At 33.6% G+C, this 15198-nt stretch carries 17 protein-coding genes; 5 read left to right on the top strand and 12 right to left on the bottom strand.

What is annotated here, in order from left to right; all coding sequences use genetic code 11:
• Positions 1-125: 125 nt before the first annotated feature.
• From AS4_RS13770 to AS4_RS13785, 4 genes are all read left to right on the top strand, one after another.
• A complete protein-coding gene (locus AS4_RS13770) occupies positions 126-1535 on the top strand; it encodes a short-chain fatty acid transporter (protein WP_096734490.1) in 1410 nt (469 codons plus the stop codon).
• 558 nt (positions 1536-2093) lie between these two features.
• A complete protein-coding gene (locus tag AS4_RS13775) occupies positions 2094-2663 on the top strand; it encodes a hypothetical protein (RefSeq protein WP_034611728.1) in 570 nt (189 codons plus the stop codon).
• A 397-nt stretch (positions 2664-3060) separates the two neighbouring features.
• Positions 3061-3495, top strand: coding sequence for a hypothetical protein (locus AS4_RS13780; protein WP_096734491.1), 435 nt, complete (start codon positions 3061-3063; stop codon positions 3493-3495).
• Entirely contained in the window at positions 3482-4309 is an 828-nt protein-coding gene (locus AS4_RS13785) for a hypothetical protein (RefSeq protein ID WP_096734492.1), read from the top strand. Before AS4_RS13780 ends, AS4_RS13785 begins: the two co-directional genes overlap by 14 nt.
• A 1111-nt stretch (positions 4310-5420) precedes the next feature.
• Here the strand turns inward: AS4_RS13785 and arsH are convergent.
• Genes arsH through AS4_RS13805 form a run of 4 tightly spaced genes read right to left on the bottom strand, consistent with a single transcriptional unit; the run spans position 5421 to position 7981 of the window.
• The gene (gene arsH, locus AS4_RS13790) at positions 5421-6125 is read right to left on the bottom strand and encodes an arsenical resistance protein ArsH (RefSeq protein WP_096734493.1); all 705 of its coding nucleotides are present in this window, start codon (positions 6123-6125) and stop codon (positions 5421-5423) included.
• Between the two features lie 5 nt (positions 6126-6130).
• A complete protein-coding gene (arsB, locus tag AS4_RS13795) occupies positions 6131-7174 on the bottom strand; it encodes an ACR3 family arsenite efflux transporter (RefSeq protein WP_096734494.1) in 1044 nt (347 codons plus the stop codon).
• Positions 7175-7178: 4 nt separating this feature from the next.
• The gene (locus tag AS4_RS13800; RefSeq protein WP_096734495.1) at positions 7179-7652 is read right to left on the bottom strand and encodes an arsenate reductase ArsC; all 474 of its coding nucleotides are present in this window, start codon (positions 7650-7652) and stop codon (positions 7179-7181) included.
• Positions 7653-7657: 5 nt separating this feature from the next.
• Complete coding sequence (locus tag AS4_RS13805) at positions 7658-7981, bottom strand: ArsR/SmtB family transcription factor (protein WP_096734496.1); 324 nt, start codon at positions 7979-7981, stop codon at positions 7658-7660.
• A gap of 83 nt (positions 7982-8064) precedes the next feature.
• Between AS4_RS13805 and arsC the strand changes: the two genes are divergently transcribed.
• Positions 8065-8493, top strand: coding sequence for an arsenate reductase (glutaredoxin) (gene arsC / locus AS4_RS13810; RefSeq protein WP_096734497.1), 429 nt, complete (start codon positions 8065-8067; stop codon positions 8491-8493).
• 172 nt (positions 8494-8665) lie between these two features.
• On the opposite strand, the gene AS4_RS13815 is transcribed toward arsC, so the two are convergent.
• From AS4_RS13815 to AS4_RS13850, 8 genes are all read right to left on the bottom strand, one after another.
• Positions 8666-9679 carry a DUF4238 domain-containing protein gene (locus AS4_RS13815; protein ID WP_167468948.1) on the bottom strand — a complete coding sequence of 338 codons (1014 nt, stop codon included), beginning with the start codon at positions 9677-9679 and terminating at the stop codon, positions 8666-8668.
• Positions 9680-9765: 86 nt separating this feature from the next.
• On the bottom strand, positions 9766-10266 hold the full coding sequence (locus AS4_RS13820; protein WP_227548080.1) for an efflux RND transporter periplasmic adaptor subunit: 501 nt from the start codon (positions 10264-10266) through the stop codon (positions 9766-9768).
• Positions 10266-10775 (bottom strand): glycoside hydrolase family protein, encoded by a 510-nt coding sequence (locus AS4_RS13825; protein ID WP_096734500.1) that lies wholly within the window; start codon positions 10773-10775, stop codon positions 10266-10268. Before AS4_RS13825 ends, AS4_RS13820 begins: the two co-directional genes overlap by 1 nt.
• Entirely contained in the window at positions 10759-11016 is a 258-nt protein-coding gene (locus AS4_RS13830) for a holin (RefSeq protein WP_096735535.1), read from the bottom strand. Before AS4_RS13830 ends, AS4_RS13825 begins: the two co-directional genes overlap by 17 nt.
• A 74-nt stretch (positions 11017-11090) precedes the next feature.
• The gene (locus tag AS4_RS13835) at positions 11091-12374 is read right to left on the bottom strand and encodes a hypothetical protein (protein WP_096734501.1); all 1284 of its coding nucleotides are present in this window, start codon (positions 12372-12374) and stop codon (positions 11091-11093) included.
• Positions 12374-12688 carry a hypothetical protein gene (locus AS4_RS13840; protein WP_096734502.1) on the bottom strand — a complete coding sequence of 105 codons (315 nt, stop codon included), beginning with the start codon at positions 12686-12688 and terminating at the stop codon, positions 12374-12376. Before AS4_RS13840 ends, AS4_RS13835 begins: the two co-directional genes overlap by 1 nt.
• Positions 12689-12732: 44 nt before the next feature.
• Positions 12733-14760 carry a hypothetical protein gene (locus tag AS4_RS13845; protein ID WP_096734503.1) on the bottom strand — a complete coding sequence of 676 codons (2028 nt, stop codon included), beginning with the start codon at positions 14758-14760 and terminating at the stop codon, positions 12733-12735.
• Positions 14761-14773: 13 nt separating this feature from the next.
• Positions 14774-15187, bottom strand: a complete 414-nt coding sequence (locus AS4_RS13850; RefSeq protein WP_096734504.1) for a hypothetical protein — start codon at positions 15185-15187, stop codon at positions 14774-14776.
• Positions 15188-15198 lie beyond the last annotated feature (11 nt).

Below are 15198 nucleotides of genomic sequence, written 5' to 3' on the forward strand. Positions count from 1 at the left end.
AAGCTCATTCGAGAGTCTTTTATACAAATATTCAAACTCACTGATATTGATCGTTATCACCCGAAAATCAATATTTTCAACATGGATGTACTGGTTTCATAATCGAATAAATAGGATATTTAAATATGGATAACACTCAGAATATATTACAAAAATTTGCAATAAAAGTCAGTGATTGGTCAGAAAAATGGTTTCCTGATTCCTATATCTTTGCCCTGTTAGGCGTCATCATTGTCGCCATTGCTGCGATTGGAATAGGAGCATCTGTTCAGGATGTCGCAATTTCATTTGGCAATGGTTTCTGGAGTTTGATTCCATTTACGATGCAAATGTGTATGTTGATTGTTGTTGGTTATGTGGTTTCAGTATCCAAACCTGTTGAAATGCTGATTCAAAAAATGGCTCAGATTCCAACATCTGGAAGGAATGCTATCGTTTTTGTAGCGACCGTCAGCCTCTTAATTTCACTGATTAACTGGGCCATGAGTACAATTTTAACTGCCCTTTTGGTGATTGCACTATCCAAGCGTAAAGAGCTGAATATGGATTATCGTGCAGCTGCCGCAGCCGCTATTATTGGTATGGGAGCAACTTGGGCACTGGGTATTAGTTCTTCCGCTGCCCAATTACAGGCAAATAAAGCCAGCTTACCTGAACCACTTTATAACTTAACCGGTATCATTCCTTTTACTGAAACAATCTTTTTACCACAGTCGATGATTATGACTGCCGTATTGATTATCGTGTCAATTGCCATTGCATTCTGGTCTGCACCTAAAGGCAATAGCATAAAAACCATTGATGAATTTGATATTCATTTTGAAGATGAAAAGACCGAAGTCCAATGCAAAAAACGCCCAGGTGACTGGCTGGAAAACTCCCCTATTCTTAGCATTTTAATTGTGGTTTTAGGCCTGATCTGGATGTTTAATGAATTTACAAAAAGCAATCCGATTATTGCGATTTCCAGTTTAAACACTTACAACTTTATCTTCTTAATGCTCGGTATTGCTTTACACGGAACTCCTCGAAATTTTTTAAATGCCGTTTCTAAAGCTGTCCCTGCGGTTTCTGGCGTACTGATTCAATTTCCACTCTATGGAAGTATTGCTTTTATCATGACAAGTGCAATGAACGCACAGGATTTATCTCTATCTCATTATATTGCTGAATTTTTTGTATCGATTGCATCCAAGGAAACTTTCGCAATTGTTATGGGACTATATTCTGCTATTTTAGGTTTCTTCATTCCATCAGGTGGTGGTAAGTGGATTATTGAAGCACCTTATGTCATGCAGGCTGCACACGATCTGAAAGTACATTTGGGCTGGTCTGTTCAAATATATAATGCAGCAGAAGCTTTACCCAACTTAATTAACCCTTTCTTTATGTTACCCATGCTGGGAATTTTAAAGTTAAAGGCCAAAGATGTCATTGGATTTACGGTTACCCAGCTTGTCTTTCATTTACCCTTAGTTTTATTCTTATTGTGGATTCTTGGTCGTACTTTAACGTATATGCCACCTACTTTTTAGGATGTAATATTTCTTCCTTGCCCTGATTCTAGCATTTAGGGCAAGGCGACCACTAAGCATTGATATAAATAATCAAAAATTTCAAAGCGGGTAACACTCGGTAAAAGCATCAAGCAATTAATTAAAAAATTAGAATCTTTCGCGAATCAAACTTATTAGTTGAGATATTTTTTGATGATGCAGCTACATCTAAACCTATAAGCTTGTTGAAAAAATTAATGAAAATATAGTAATAATAGAAAATAAAGACTTCATATCTATATATTTAAAATCATTATCACTATTAAGCAATATTTAGTAGTTTATTTTTGGTCAAATATGGATCTACTTTTTTAGTTATCCTTAATTAGTAGAATTAGCAACTGGATAGTGTAGTGGTACAGAATCCAACTATTTTGGAAATCACCCAAGTTGAAAAAGAGTATTTCAATTGTGTGGCCGCTAATGTGCATTTATTTAATCAAGATACTCATTGTTAAACCTAAATCTTTAATTTATAATTATATTTTTATTAAAAACACTTATTAATAAAAATTTTTTAATTTAAAGAGGTCGTAAATGCGTTTCTTTCAATACCTTCCTTTGACTATTATGCCATTTATGGGTGGGTGCATCGCTATGGAAAGTGTTCATAATGTAATTGCTAACACTAAATCTAAATATCAAGAACCAACAACAGGCGAAACAGCTAATTTACGTGCATTTTATAGTGATGCATCTAGAGTAAATATTTATCCGAACTCAAAAAAATTAGCTGATATAAGAAATGATAAAAATGGTGGTTCAGTTGCTACAAAGCGATTTAATTCGGGACTTATGTCTATTGACTATGAGGCCAAAATTATTGGTATGCCATTTACTCCATCTAACCAGCGAATTTTTGCTGAATATAAAGTTCCAGCAGGACGTCCTTTTATAATAAGTCTGCATTATTCATATTCAGAATTACAAGGAAATGTTAATGTGACAACATCTTGCAGAAAAAGAATTTATAAAGTCAATTTTGAGGCAAATAAAAATTATGGTACTTATATTCGTAAAGACAATAGACGGTGCATTTACCAAATATTTGAATATCAATTAGATGGGAGTGAAAAACCTCTCACTAATATTGAATTAATTAAATAACCTTGAAAAATTTAAAACCAAAGTTCTCAATCAAGTGAGGGCTTTATTCTTCACATCATTCAAAGTACTACAATCATTGTATTTAGCAACAGTATCAATGATCCATAGCGAGATTTTCTTTGTCCTGCCTTGACACAAGTTTCAAGAGTTTAGGGCGAGGTATAATTCGGTTATTGATGTATAAAAATTATCTAATATTTCATATAAGCTGAATTATTTTTGTTTTTTAAAAATTGAGAAATCAACATTCTTAATTGCATCTAAGGCTAGCTGTTAGGCTCATTAAATAAAATCGTCATATGTATGGGAGAGTGAATTTTTCATAAAAAATAATTTGATAAATTTTTATAAATGATTTATAAGAATAAAATATAATTATTTAAAAAGTGATAATGAAATGAAAAAAATACTTCTTCTTATATCATGTTTGTTTTCTACAGAGTTATTATTAGCTGCTCCCATGGGAAAATTACCAATTATGGTTAGTAGGGCAAATTGTTGGGCTGTAACCCCTGTTGGTATTGGATATCATAATGAATCGTTAAGCTATTATGTTGGAGATTCAGCTGATATGTGGGTGAGAACAACTCAAGTGCCTAAAAATAAAAATATACAAACAAGACAATTACAGTCTGGGTTAGGATATTTATGGGACTGGCGAGTTTATGTATCTTTTGTAGATAAATCTGGTACAACTGCAGCAGAACACTTTTGGTCAGTAACAGGTAATCATTCCACTCGCTTTAGTTTAACAAACATAAATAGTAGTAATACTTCAGCAACAAATTGTAATAAATTACAAGGATGGCCATGGAATTATGCGAATACTTAAACTAATTGTAGCTATACTGGTAATTTTGATTTTCTGCATAGGATATATCTACTTTTCAAAAAGTGATAAAAGTAGTGAAAAGCAAGAGATTATTAGTCTAGCCAGCATAAAAAATGAGTTACAAGCTTCTGAAAAAATTAATGACAAAGTTGATGATAATAGTAAAAATTTGAGTAAAGCTAGTAATCCGCCCCCTTTAAATATGACTGCAGAGCAGTATGATAAAATTATGAAAGAAGGAATTGCTAATGGAGTTGTTTACACATCTTTAAATGACTTTGATGACATCACTAAAGACTCCATTAAACAAGCATTAGAAAATTTGAACCAAAAAGGCAGCCTTAGTGGTGGGGTTAAAGTTAAAGAATTTAGTGACTTAGATAAAGCTAGAGAAAATTTAAAAGAAAAAACTTTAGAGAAAATGATAAGTGATCTTGATGGATTCAAAAGCACACCTAATGAAATATTAGAGAAACATAATCTCAAATTGACTGGTGCTCAAAATTTTGGCGCCTATAATGAAGGCGAAGGTTGGAATGGCATATATAAGCTTTATGAAAATAATAAGAGCAAAGTCGAAATAGAACAAATTAATTTGAAACCAGAAAAATCAACACAACAATTGGTTAAAGAGACTCTTAATGCTTCACTGTCGAATAATACTCCAGCTATTTATGAAGAACTACCATCAGAATTGATACAGAAGCTAACTTTTGTTAATGATAGAAATTATTATCAGATAAATGCTTATAATTTAAGTAAAAATGAAATGATGGAAATAGCAAATTCAATAATATTGAACACTAAAAAATAACTTAAAAATATTATTAGTTTTTTAGATAAGAACATACATGTTAAATCAATAACCAAAAGGCTCATAAATTGGGCCTTGCGCATAAGCTGTATTATATTAATTTAGAAAAATAAAAGTAACCTATAGTTTTAGATGAACTGAATTTTTATTATTTTAGCTAGGATCAGTTCCTACAGAGGCTCTTAAGTGTGGGTAATCTCCCTCCAATCTAATCTCCTTCTGCCCCTACTCTCCTCTTTCGAATTGTAATCTTGTGCCATTTGAGAAAGCATGCCTTGTGCTAAAATTCGCGCCAAAGTCAGGGTTAAACTCTTGTGCAAATTTATAAGTGGGGCAAATCAATTTACTTTTCTACAATATAGCCTCTAAAGCTTATATACACGTACTGTTCAAGCAACCAGTCCGCTGTTCATGTAGATTTCCGTTTCTCTCAAAACATCTCATAGATGCTTTTGGCGTAGTTGATAGGTTCCTTTATAAATATTGTAAAATTCAATCAAGCAATCAGATCAGCAAGATAAAGTTCTTGTTTTTTCAACTGAATGATTTGAAATTGAATCAGCGCAAGTAAGTACTGGCAAGCAATTGATAGATATGCAATAAACAACACAGGAATGCATAGCAACATGAGTAATAAATTCGAATTCCAAATTCTAATATTTACTTAAAATCTAGCAATATCAAGCAATAATAAGAATTAATAGGCAAAACATTAAATGAATATATTCAATAAGTTATGTCAATTTATCTTTAATAAGCAATATTTAGGAATATTTAGCAGTCTATTTCTGGTCTACTATAGGTCTACTTTTAAAATTAATAATTTGTAGACTTAACAGGTTTTCTGTACTTATTTTTCAACTTTTTTATAAGTCACAAAAATTAAAAAGGGCCTGTCAATTAGTCAGCCCCTTGGTGATATTACTCTCTTGCTTAAATTTTGTAGTATGGAGATGTCAGACTTGATATGTACAATGTACGTATCTGTTAGTAATGATAATTTTTAAGATGCAACACTCCATACTATAAAATTAAAAAGACTCTAAAAAGCACTAAAACGTTTACTCCAAGTTTTAATATTAAAACTCAATAAATGCACTGATTTTAAAAATTAAATCGCATTTTGGTTTACACGTTTTGATAATTCCTCTGCACTTTCAACTCGCTCTGAATATCGATCAGTTAAATAGGCTGATTGCCCTCTAGTTAAAAGTGTAAATTTATAAAGCTCTTCCATTACATCTACAATCCGAGTGTAATAAGAGGATTGTTTCATTCGATCATTTTCATCAAACTCTAGGAATGCCTTAGGTATAGAAGATTGATTAGGAATAGTGATCATACGCATCCAACGCCCTAAAACACGCATTTGATTCAAGCTGTTAAAGGACTGAGATCCACCACTTACCTGCATCAATGCTAATGTTTTTCCTTGAGTAGCTCGAATTGCTCCAGCTGCTAAAGGTATCCAGTCAATCTGAGCTTTAAAAATTGAACTCATAGAACCATGGCGTTCTGGTGAGCACCAAACCATACCTTCAGACCAAGATAACAATTCGTGAAGTTCTTTAACTTTTGGATGATCTGTATCAGCGTCTTCAGGTAGAGGTAAACCTTTTGGATGGAAAACTTTTACTTCAGCACCTAAATACTCCAATATTCGGCCAGCTTCTAAAACTGCCAATCGACTAAATGACCGTTCACGATTTGAACCATATAACAGTAAAATCCGTGGAGCATGATTTACTTCTTTTGCTTGAACCTTTTCTAAAGTTGGTTGTTCAAGAAGATTTAAATCTAGATTTGGGAGCGTCATAAAAATTACACCTCTTCTTTAAAAAACTTTTTTCTGAGCCACAAGGACACGCTAACTAAACCAATCAATACTGGTACTTCAACTAGTGGACCAATGACAGTTGTAAACGCCACAGGTGAAGCTAAACCAAAAGTTGCTATCGCAACAGCCAGTGCCAATTCAAAGTTATTCCCTGCCGCAGTAAATGAAATTGCTGTGGTTTTAGGATAATCATTCCCCATCCATTTGCTCATAAAGAAACTAATGAAGAACATAACAACAAAGTAGATTGTTAAAGGAATTGCAATGCGGATTACATCTAATGGTAAGCTTACTACTTCTCCACCTTTAAGGCTAAACATGGCCACAATTGTAAATAAGAGCGCAATTAGACTTAAAGGGCTGATCTTCGGTATAAACTTAGTTTGGTACCATTCCAAACCTTTTTGTTTGACTAAAATCAATCGAGTTAAAAAACCAAGTAAAAAAGGAATTCCTAAATAAACGAGTACAGCATGTGTAATAGTCCAGAAATCCACATCAATGACTTGTGATTCCACGCCAAAAAATGGTGGTAAATATGTTAGGAATAGCCAAGCATAGGTGCTGAAAAATAGTATTTGAAAAATACTATTAAATGCGACTAACGCTGCAACATATTGATTGTCACCACATGCTAAACCATTCCAAACCAGAACCATTGCTATACATCGTGCCAAACCAATCAGAATTAGCCCAGTCATATATTCAGGATAGGAATGCAGAAAAATAATAGCTAATACAAACATTAAGCATGGTGCAATAAGCCAGTTTTGAACCAAAGAAAGAGTTAGAGTTCGTTTATCTTTGAAAACTTGTGGCAAAGTTGCATAGTCTACTTTGGCAAGCGGCGGATACATCATCAGAATTAGACCTAGCGCAATAGGAATATTTACTGAATCAATACTTAACTTGTCCAAAGTAATTGAAGCTTGGGGGAAAAACACACCAATCCCAACCCCCAGCGCCATTGCAATGAATATCCATAACGTTAAATTGCGATCTAAAAAAGACAGTTTTGATGTGATCATTATCTTACTCAATATTTGAAATTTTATTGATTTCAGAAATAAGTTCAGGACGTGTAAGTTTATTTACATCTAAGGTAAATAAAGCATCCAAACGCTTATTGATGTGATTCACAGTAACTAAAAATGCTTTAAGCTTTTCTTCTTCTGGAAGATCTAAATGAGATGGATCGGCAAGCCCCCAATGTGCTTTGATTGCTCCACCTAGATAAAGTGGACAAGCTTCTTGTGCTGCTTGATCACAAACAGTAATCACAACATCAGGTTGATATTGTTCACAATCATCAACTGTTTTACTTGATAAACCTTCCGTTGATAGTCCTAAGTTTTCAAGAGTTTTAATTGTTAATGGATGAAGCGTACCTGTTGGTTTACTGCCAGCACTATAAGCTTTCCAACCTGAAGGCGCACGACTATTAAATAACACTTCTGAAAGAATGCTTCTGCAACTGTTACCAGTACATAAAAATAAAAATTTCATGGGGATTACTCACAATGAATTGAAATTGACGAATTAACTTTATTGGTGTTAATCATTTCGTCATTTTGAATTGAGATGATGTTTAAAACGGAATTAGCCCATTCAGGAAGATTAGGATTCAATCGGTAATACACCCATTGGCCTTGTCTTTGGTCAAGCAAAATTGAAAGATTTCTAAGCAATGCTAAATGTCGAGAAATCTTAGGTTGGCTAAGTTCAAGTTGTTCTGTTAGTTCACAGACACATACATTTTGTTTTGCAATTACAATTTTTAAAATGTCTAAACGAGTTGGGTCAGAAAGACACTTAAAGAAATCTGTTTGATCCATTTTTTAATACTCTATATATTTACTATTGCGAATATACGCATATCCATATATAAATGCAATATCCTTTTTTATTGAGAAATCTCATGTCACAAAAAATTAAGATTTACCATAATCCTGCATGCGGAACGTCAAGAAATACTTTGGCACTAATTCAAAATTCAGGACAAGAACCTGAAGTTATTGAGTACTTGAAAAATCCACCGAACCAACAAGAGTTAATAGAATTAATCGAAAAATCAGGATTGACTGTTCGTGAAGCTATTCGCAAGAATGTTGAGCCTTATGAAAAACTTGAATTAGAAAAAGAGCTTTGGAGTAATGATCAATTAATTGGATTTATGATTGAATTTCCTATTTTAATTAATCGCCCTTTTGTTGTAACTGAGATTGGAGTAAGGCTTTGTAGACCATCTGAAATAGTTTTAGATATTTTGCCAAATCCACAAATGGGTGCCTTTAAAAAAGAGGATGGTGAAGTAATAATTGATGAAAATGGAAACAGAGTTAAGTAAATTTAAACTAATTCTCATGTAACAAATAGGTCTAATACAAATTAACCCTCACTCAGAGGGCCATGTTTATTGAAGGATAGAAATTGGAGCATGAGTCAATGAAAAGTGACGCAGAATTATTTTAGTTGGGATGGGCTGCTAGTTGTAAATAAATAATTATCTAAACTCATTATTATACTTTCTTTCTACAATAAATATGCTTATCTTTATGTGCTAAGATATCCTTATTTAAATCAGAAACATATTTAATATCAACTTCAGAAAAATTAATTAAAGAATCACTAACGCTTACTGAATCAAAATTATGTTCAGTATTATAAAAATTAAACAATTCGCTCGTATTTTCATCATTATTTTCACAAATTTCTATTGCAACTCTTGGAGAAACAGGCAATTTAATAAAAAATCCACCACTTTCAAATTTTTGATTAAAACAAGGATCATCTGAGGTTATAAAATCTATTACAGATTTATTATAAATAATATTAATTTTATCAACTCTTTTGATGCGTGTTTGGTTAATTAGTTCAGCGATACAAAAAAGAAAATAAATTTTAAATGTATGAAATTCATCCTTATCAAACTTAAAATCTTCACAAATTTTTTTTATACTACAATCATCATTGCCTAGACCAATATTAATAATTTTTTTAGGTGTCTTATATAGCTGAAAAATTATAAAAAAAATTAACGTGCAGTATTCTTTGAATGTAAAATTAGTTTTATCACTTGAATTAACTACCTTTTTTAAAACACTACTATATTGAGCCTCTTCATCACTAAACTTATCTTCAATTGTATTATGTTTATAGATATCTTTTAATTTGTTTAACTTTTTATATTCTTCATCTACATTTATATTTAAATTTTTTAATTTCAATATTCTTTTTTCAAGATTACGTATAGAAAATTGAAAATCAAGAATTGGCTCAATAGTCAATCTATATATATCAAAATCACCAAAACCACTAGAAATACATAATTTTTTAAATAAATCAATTTGAACTTCATTAAACATTACTATTTTATAAAAATTTTTCTTGAATGCAATATTTTTAACATCTGAATGAAAAACACCCCCCCGACCATCGCTAATTCGCAATAAGCTACCATTAGCCCATCTTTCTAAATAAAATTGACTAACAAAATGGTGATTTTTTTTAATGTTTATTTTCTCAATATTCATATGCATATTGTTAATTAAAAAATAATATTAACTTATTAGTATTAGATATTCAATTATGAAATTAATTAAATATCTAATAATTGCCCTCAATCCGAGGGCCATGCTTCAATCAATTTTTCTGCATCAGCTGCGTGTCCATCAGCTTTTTCTGCCATTGTTCGATATTCAATGATGCAGTTTTCGAGTATGTCACCACTGGTATTCGTGTACTCAATAATGGTTTCTTTGGAACTACTGGACAAGCGACTGCCTGCAATTTTGAGTTGCTTTGACAAGCTGTCAGCGCTGGACTGAGCAAGATCAGCATCAGACTTAATTTGTTTAATTTTAGCATTATAGTTTTGCTCCGCTTTTAACTGTTGTTCAGACCATTGTTTCTCTTTTAATGCTGCTAAGGCTTTGGCTTGTTCTGCCAATGCTTTGGCTTCAGCAACTTCTGTTTTGTATTTTGCATTCAGTAATGTGAATGCACTTTTAAAATGATTTACACGCCATGATTGAATGCCTAACGCAGTTATGGCCAACAATAAAAAAACCGCCATTGTAATAATGACGGTTTCATAAAATTTCGCTAAGAATGCTTGCATTACTGCACCTCCATACATTTCTTATGTCGCTCAACTTGTCTTGTCCAAACTCCATAACATCCATTTGACCGTACCGAACAATCACGCTTTGCAACGTATTTGTATTTAAGAAGTGATGCACATGCTTGCTTGTATTGCCCTGCTTTGAGATTTCTAAGCATTGATGAATTACTAAAAGCTCTCATCCCGTATTGATAAGAAAAATCAAGATACAGGTCATATTCTGTTTGAGATAATTTCACACCCTTCAAAAGGTTTTTATAAGTTACTTCAAGCTTTGAAACATCATTTTTGAGCCATTTATCTGCTGTATCACGTGAAATAGGCGGATCTGACATTTTTACTGCTACACCATTAGGTTTTACGGTAGATCCGTGCCCTTGAGTTGGTACATCCCCTTTAACTGGGATTACAGGGTAAGCTGTATAGCCTTCGTCTTTTTTCACAACCACAAAAAAAGCAGCCGAGGCTGCCATTAATGTTACTAAGATTTTAGTCTTGTTTGACATTGCATTTATCCTTTAAGCTTTCTAAATATGCTTTGTGTTCAATTTCATCACGCCGGTCTTTCTTTCTTGCAAAATACCAGTTCATTAAAAAACCAATAATCGCAATAATGATACTGATTAAAACTGCAATATCTAATGAGCCAAGCCACGCAGATACAGCACCTACTGCGCTTCCAGCATAGGTTGCAGCCTTGCTAATTGTTAACCCTGTTACCGTTTCAGTTACACCGCTTTCAGACATAACGCCCCCATTTTTCGGCAATAAAAAAACACCTTTTGGTGCATTCAATTTCGTTCATTACTTTTACGTTAATATTAAGGTGTTACCAGGGACCCGAGGCAGACAATCCCACCTTGCCCCCCAATCAACCAATTTCCTATTTTTCCAACATTATCGTCGTTTCTCCACCACCTTATAGATTGATCGTAAAAAGGAATGTCCTCAGTAGTAAGAACCATGCCCGATGCTAAAATTACAAAAGCATTTTCTATTGATGGGTCTACTCTAAAATAGCAGTTGGGTTGAGCTGTGATATTTGCAACGTTATTGTAAAAATAACTTCTGACGTAATATTCAGGATTTAATTTGATTAAATTCTTTGTTGCGTCAATTACACGAGTTAGCTCACACCCACCTCTCATGTAGAGCATTCCATCAATTTTAGCAAACTCTAAATCGATTCTTCTTGATTGTAAGGTCACATACGGAATAAAGCCGTCACTTATTACACCAACATTCTCTGCTTTAACCCACTCAACATTTGAACTAAAGCCTGCTTTGATTTGAGCTTGCAACTTACCTAACATCACTCCAAGTGAATCTGAGGTGGTGACTAATGAATTAGGTCCCTCTGTATAGGCAGAAAAGACAACATCAAATATTTTGCTTTGCCCCGTAAGACTACTAAATAGCCCAGACAACGCCACTGGTGCCACATCTGCACTTTGGAGCGCAGTATCTGCTTTTGCCCCTTGAGCTGCTGTTGCAGCACCAAGTGTCTGTACTGTAATTTGAGCAATGAGCATTGCAGCGGTTCCTGATTCCTCAGCATTAATATTCGTTCTAGCATTAAACTTCTGTAAAGCAGTTAAAGCTTGGTTTGCAATATCAAAGCGAACCCGATTTGCAACTGTATAATCTAATGCTTGTATTAAATCCTCATTTTCTTTTAATGCTGTGGCAATTTCCTGAATTGCATTAATAATTGATTGATCACCGTTCACAAGATTAGCGATTTGCTCTTGTACATAGTGTTGATCCGCTTTGGTGTCTATTAAAGTCGTCAGCATTGCAATAGCAGTGAGATCTGCTTTGTTTAAAAGTAATAATCGGTTTGATTCAACTTGGATTTGCGTCTGTTCTAATTCAAACAAATCAGCTTTTTTCGTCAAATTAAGCTGATTCACTTCGGCAAGATTTTTAACAATTGAAATATCTTGATTGAGTTGATTTTTTACTGTTTCAACAGCTCCCAAAGGCTCTGAACCAACATCTGCAGCACTCAGAACAACATCACCAGTCTTACTATTAACACTTCTAACATTCTGAATAATGTTGCCGATATTGGGTAAAATACCAAAATTTAATTTGAACCTCATTAAGAAATACCTCGCACAACATTAAAGCAGTGCTTTTCAGAATGCTTTACAAAACCATCTGACATTACCTTTATATCCATTTCTGCAATACCGGTTGACCAATCTATTGTCTGTGCAATAAAAGCTATTTCTCCTTTATTTTGTGTCTGATCAAGCACAGTTAATAAAACAGAATATTTTGTTTCTTTAATCATTACGGAGCTTAAAAATAATAAATCATCCGTAATTGCTACTGGCTTTCCGTCACAATCAACATAGGTCCAAGTTCCATGCAAGGTATCGCCTAAAACAATACTGGGTCTTAATGAGTTCATGTTTTCTCCAAGCAATAAAAAAACCTCCCGAAGGAGGTCATTGTTTAAGATGGCATATCATCACATGTTGGAATGGTATAACCAAGAAAATACATATCATTGATAGGAGTCTTATCGTTTGGCTGTACTACAAATTTTGCTGTAGCAAAAGGGTCACCAACACCTTTATCATCGCTTGCATTTAATGGCATCACAACTCTACTTAGTCCTGACCAACTTACTTTTACATTAATCGTCCTTAATTCGGGATTCCATTGCTCACTCAAGTTAGAAAGTAGATTGCTTTGCACACAGCCCTCTGGTGATGCTGCAGAAGCGCAAAAGCTTGCAGGATCTTCTATTCCAGCACCAGCAATTCTATTTGTGAGGATATTGGTATTAATTTTATCCCCAACTCTAAAATTAAATGGCTGACCATACTCAAGTAAAAAGTTGGAATTATTGATACTGCCATATTGAGCGACTTTAGTAATACAAACCAACTTACCAATATTAAAACTTGCTGATTTACCATTAATTTTAAGCGTATCATTTTCTGAGTACGAGAAGCTATCATCAATATTTATAGCGATTTCAGATAAAAACTCAACAGAGACACTTGCATTCTCAGCAAAGACATCCCCAGCAAATACAACACGTACTAAATCAGGATCACCTTCAAAATCCCCATAGATTCTTTCAAAACCTGTGTAGATATTGTATTGATGTGCTAAAACGTCAGCTAAATTGCCGAATAGATCGCCTGAATATTCTGTACCATTAACAGTGATTTTGGCAGGAAAGCTACTGCCCCAAAGCGCACTTGTTTTCACTACTGCATATGGTGGGAAAACTGGTTCAGCCCCAGCTAAACAAAATGCAAATGAACCATCTTCATTTAACAAAAATGATTCGTTAGTTGATGATGGCGCTTGAATAGGATCATAACCAGGCTTAGGTGAAGGTATTAATTTAAATCTGTGTGGTTGAGTATCTCTGTTTTCCACCAACCATGAGCCAGTCCATTCCATGAAAATCATATCTTTAATGTTGCTAGGCATATTGCTGATAATTTCACCAGCCCAAACGTTACCAATATCGTAAGTAACTCCATCAAACTCAACAGCCCAATTAATTTGACCATTAAATGCAGGTCCTGGTTCAAACAATATTGATTGAGTTGCCCCTGCACATGAAATTAAATTATTGTCACTTATACAAGCACTTAATAAGTAATTACCATTTTCAGGATCATGAGTATCCCAAAAATATGTAGGTGTAGCTGGATTTGTTGGTGTAAGGATATTTAAAAATAAGAGTTCAGGATTTACATCAATTGCTTTAATCAATTCTACTGAGATACGCAAATCTGGTACGTTTGCTTTGATATTGATATAACCTGTAACCGTACCATCTCCAGCAAAAACTGTTGGATTAAGTGTGGTAAATGAAACTAAGCTTGCATAATCTGGATTTACTAAAGTCTTTAATTGAGTTACAAAATCTTGCCCCTCAACAATGTCTGATCCAAAAATTTCAACAATAACATCCAATTCATTATTAGCTGTTTTGCTTGAATCTCTAATAGTAAAAGTACCATCTGCTGCATGCATTGGTAGGGTAATACTTAAAGGTAAATTGGCTGTTGCACCGTCACATGAAATTACGGGTTTTTCAACAACTCCTTTCAAGCAAAACGTTAAACTACCATCCTCATTTTTCATAAAGGTGTCATTCCCATAAGGATTGGAATAACCCGCATCCATTATTGGTATAAGACGTATCCTGTGATCATCGTGTGAGATATTGCCAAAATTAATAAACCCATCATAATCAGCGTAAATTTTGTCACTAAAATGATTTGTAATATAGTTTTGAAGTAAGTCTGTTGATGATGGATAAAAAACTCCGTTTAGTTCCATATCCCAATAACCACGAAAACTTCCAAAGTTCATTTTTTCAGATGCACCAACACAACTAATACCTGGTTGAGGTGGTTGTGAACTCCCCCCTAACACATCGCCATCAATTGCTAACTCACCAAAAAATAAAGGGACTCTTAGTCCCCTTGGTATTTTATTAAATGGAATCATTTAAATTTCCCTCTTACAACGTCAAAGCTTTTTCCCACATAGAATTTAGGCTTTCTTCATCTAAATTAATTAATGTGGCCATAGTCATTATTGACGCACTGAAACGCTCGAAAGTTTGAGCATCGTTATATTCAATACTCATCTGTTTTCGCTGTTTGGCATCTTGAATATTGCCTATTGCAGTTTCAACAGCTTCATCAAGATCATTTTCTACAAGAGCCAACATAAATTGACGGCGAGTTAGAGGTCTTAATGATTGAAGGTAAATTAGATTTTTTTCTTCATCATTTAGATATTTCTGTGGGTTTAAATGACGATCTATTTGAGAATTAGTCATCTTTTTCATTGTAGGGGTAATAAATTCATCTTGAGATCCATCATCCTCAAAGGCATAAACTGAACCATCTTTATCTTTAAAATATTTCATTTTTAGACCTT

Origin of the sequence: Acinetobacter guillouiae, from assembly GCF_002370525.2 — a bacterium.
In the GTDB taxonomy this organism is placed as follows: domain Bacteria; phylum Pseudomonadota; class Gammaproteobacteria; order Pseudomonadales; family Moraxellaceae; genus Acinetobacter; species Acinetobacter guillouiae.

Coding starts and splice junctions, on each gene's coding strand:
- AS4_RS13815 (WP_167468948.1), bottom strand. CDS start 9,679: ATGAATATTGAGAAAATAAACATTAAAAAAAATCACCATTTTGTTAGT.
- arsC (WP_096734497.1), top strand. CDS start 8,065: ATGTCACAAAAAATTAAGATTTACCATAATCCTGCATGCGGAACGTCA.
- AS4_RS13845 (WP_096734503.1), bottom strand. CDS start 14,760: ATGATTCCATTTAATAAAATACCAAGGGGACTAAGAGTCCCTTTATTT.
- AS4_RS13775 (WP_034611728.1), top strand. CDS start 2,094: ATGCGTTTCTTTCAATACCTTCCTTTGACTATTATGCCATTTATGGGT.
- arsH (WP_096734493.1), bottom strand. CDS start 6,125: ATGACGCTCCCAAATCTAGATTTAAATCTTCTTGAACAACCAACTTTA.
- AS4_RS13800 (WP_096734495.1), bottom strand. CDS start 7,652: ATGAAATTTTTATTTTTATGTACTGGTAACAGTTGCAGAAGCATTCTT.
- AS4_RS13820 (WP_227548080.1), bottom strand. CDS start 10,266: ATGCAAGCATTCTTAGCGAAATTTTATGAAACCGTCATTATTACAATG.
- AS4_RS13850 (WP_096734504.1), bottom strand. CDS start 15,187: ATGAAATATTTTAAAGATAAAGATGGTTCAGTTTATGCCTTTGAGGAT.
- AS4_RS13835 (WP_096734501.1), bottom strand. CDS start 12,374: ATGAGGTTCAAATTAAATTTTGGTATTTTACCCAATATCGGCAACATT.
- AS4_RS13805 (WP_096734496.1), bottom strand. CDS start 7,981: ATGGATCAAACAGATTTCTTTAAGTGTCTTTCTGACCCAACTCGTTTA.
- AS4_RS13825 (WP_096734500.1), bottom strand. CDS start 10,775: ATGTCAAACAAGACTAAAATCTTAGTAACATTAATGGCAGCCTCGGCT.
- AS4_RS13830 (WP_096735535.1), bottom strand. CDS start 11,016: ATGTCTGAAAGCGGTGTAACTGAAACGGTAACAGGGTTAACAATTAGC.
- arsB (WP_096734494.1), bottom strand. CDS start 7,174: ATGATCACATCAAAACTGTCTTTTTTAGATCGCAATTTAACGTTATGG.
- AS4_RS13780 (WP_096734491.1), top strand. CDS start 3,061: ATGAAAAAAATACTTCTTCTTATATCATGTTTGTTTTCTACAGAGTTA.
- AS4_RS13785 (WP_096734492.1), top strand. CDS start 3,482: ATGCGAATACTTAAACTAATTGTAGCTATACTGGTAATTTTGATTTTC.
- AS4_RS13770 (WP_096734490.1), top strand. CDS start 126: ATGGATAACACTCAGAATATATTACAAAAATTTGCAATAAAAGTCAGT.
- AS4_RS13840 (WP_096734502.1), bottom strand. CDS start 12,688: ATGAACTCATTAAGACCCAGTATTGTTTTAGGCGATACCTTGCATGGA.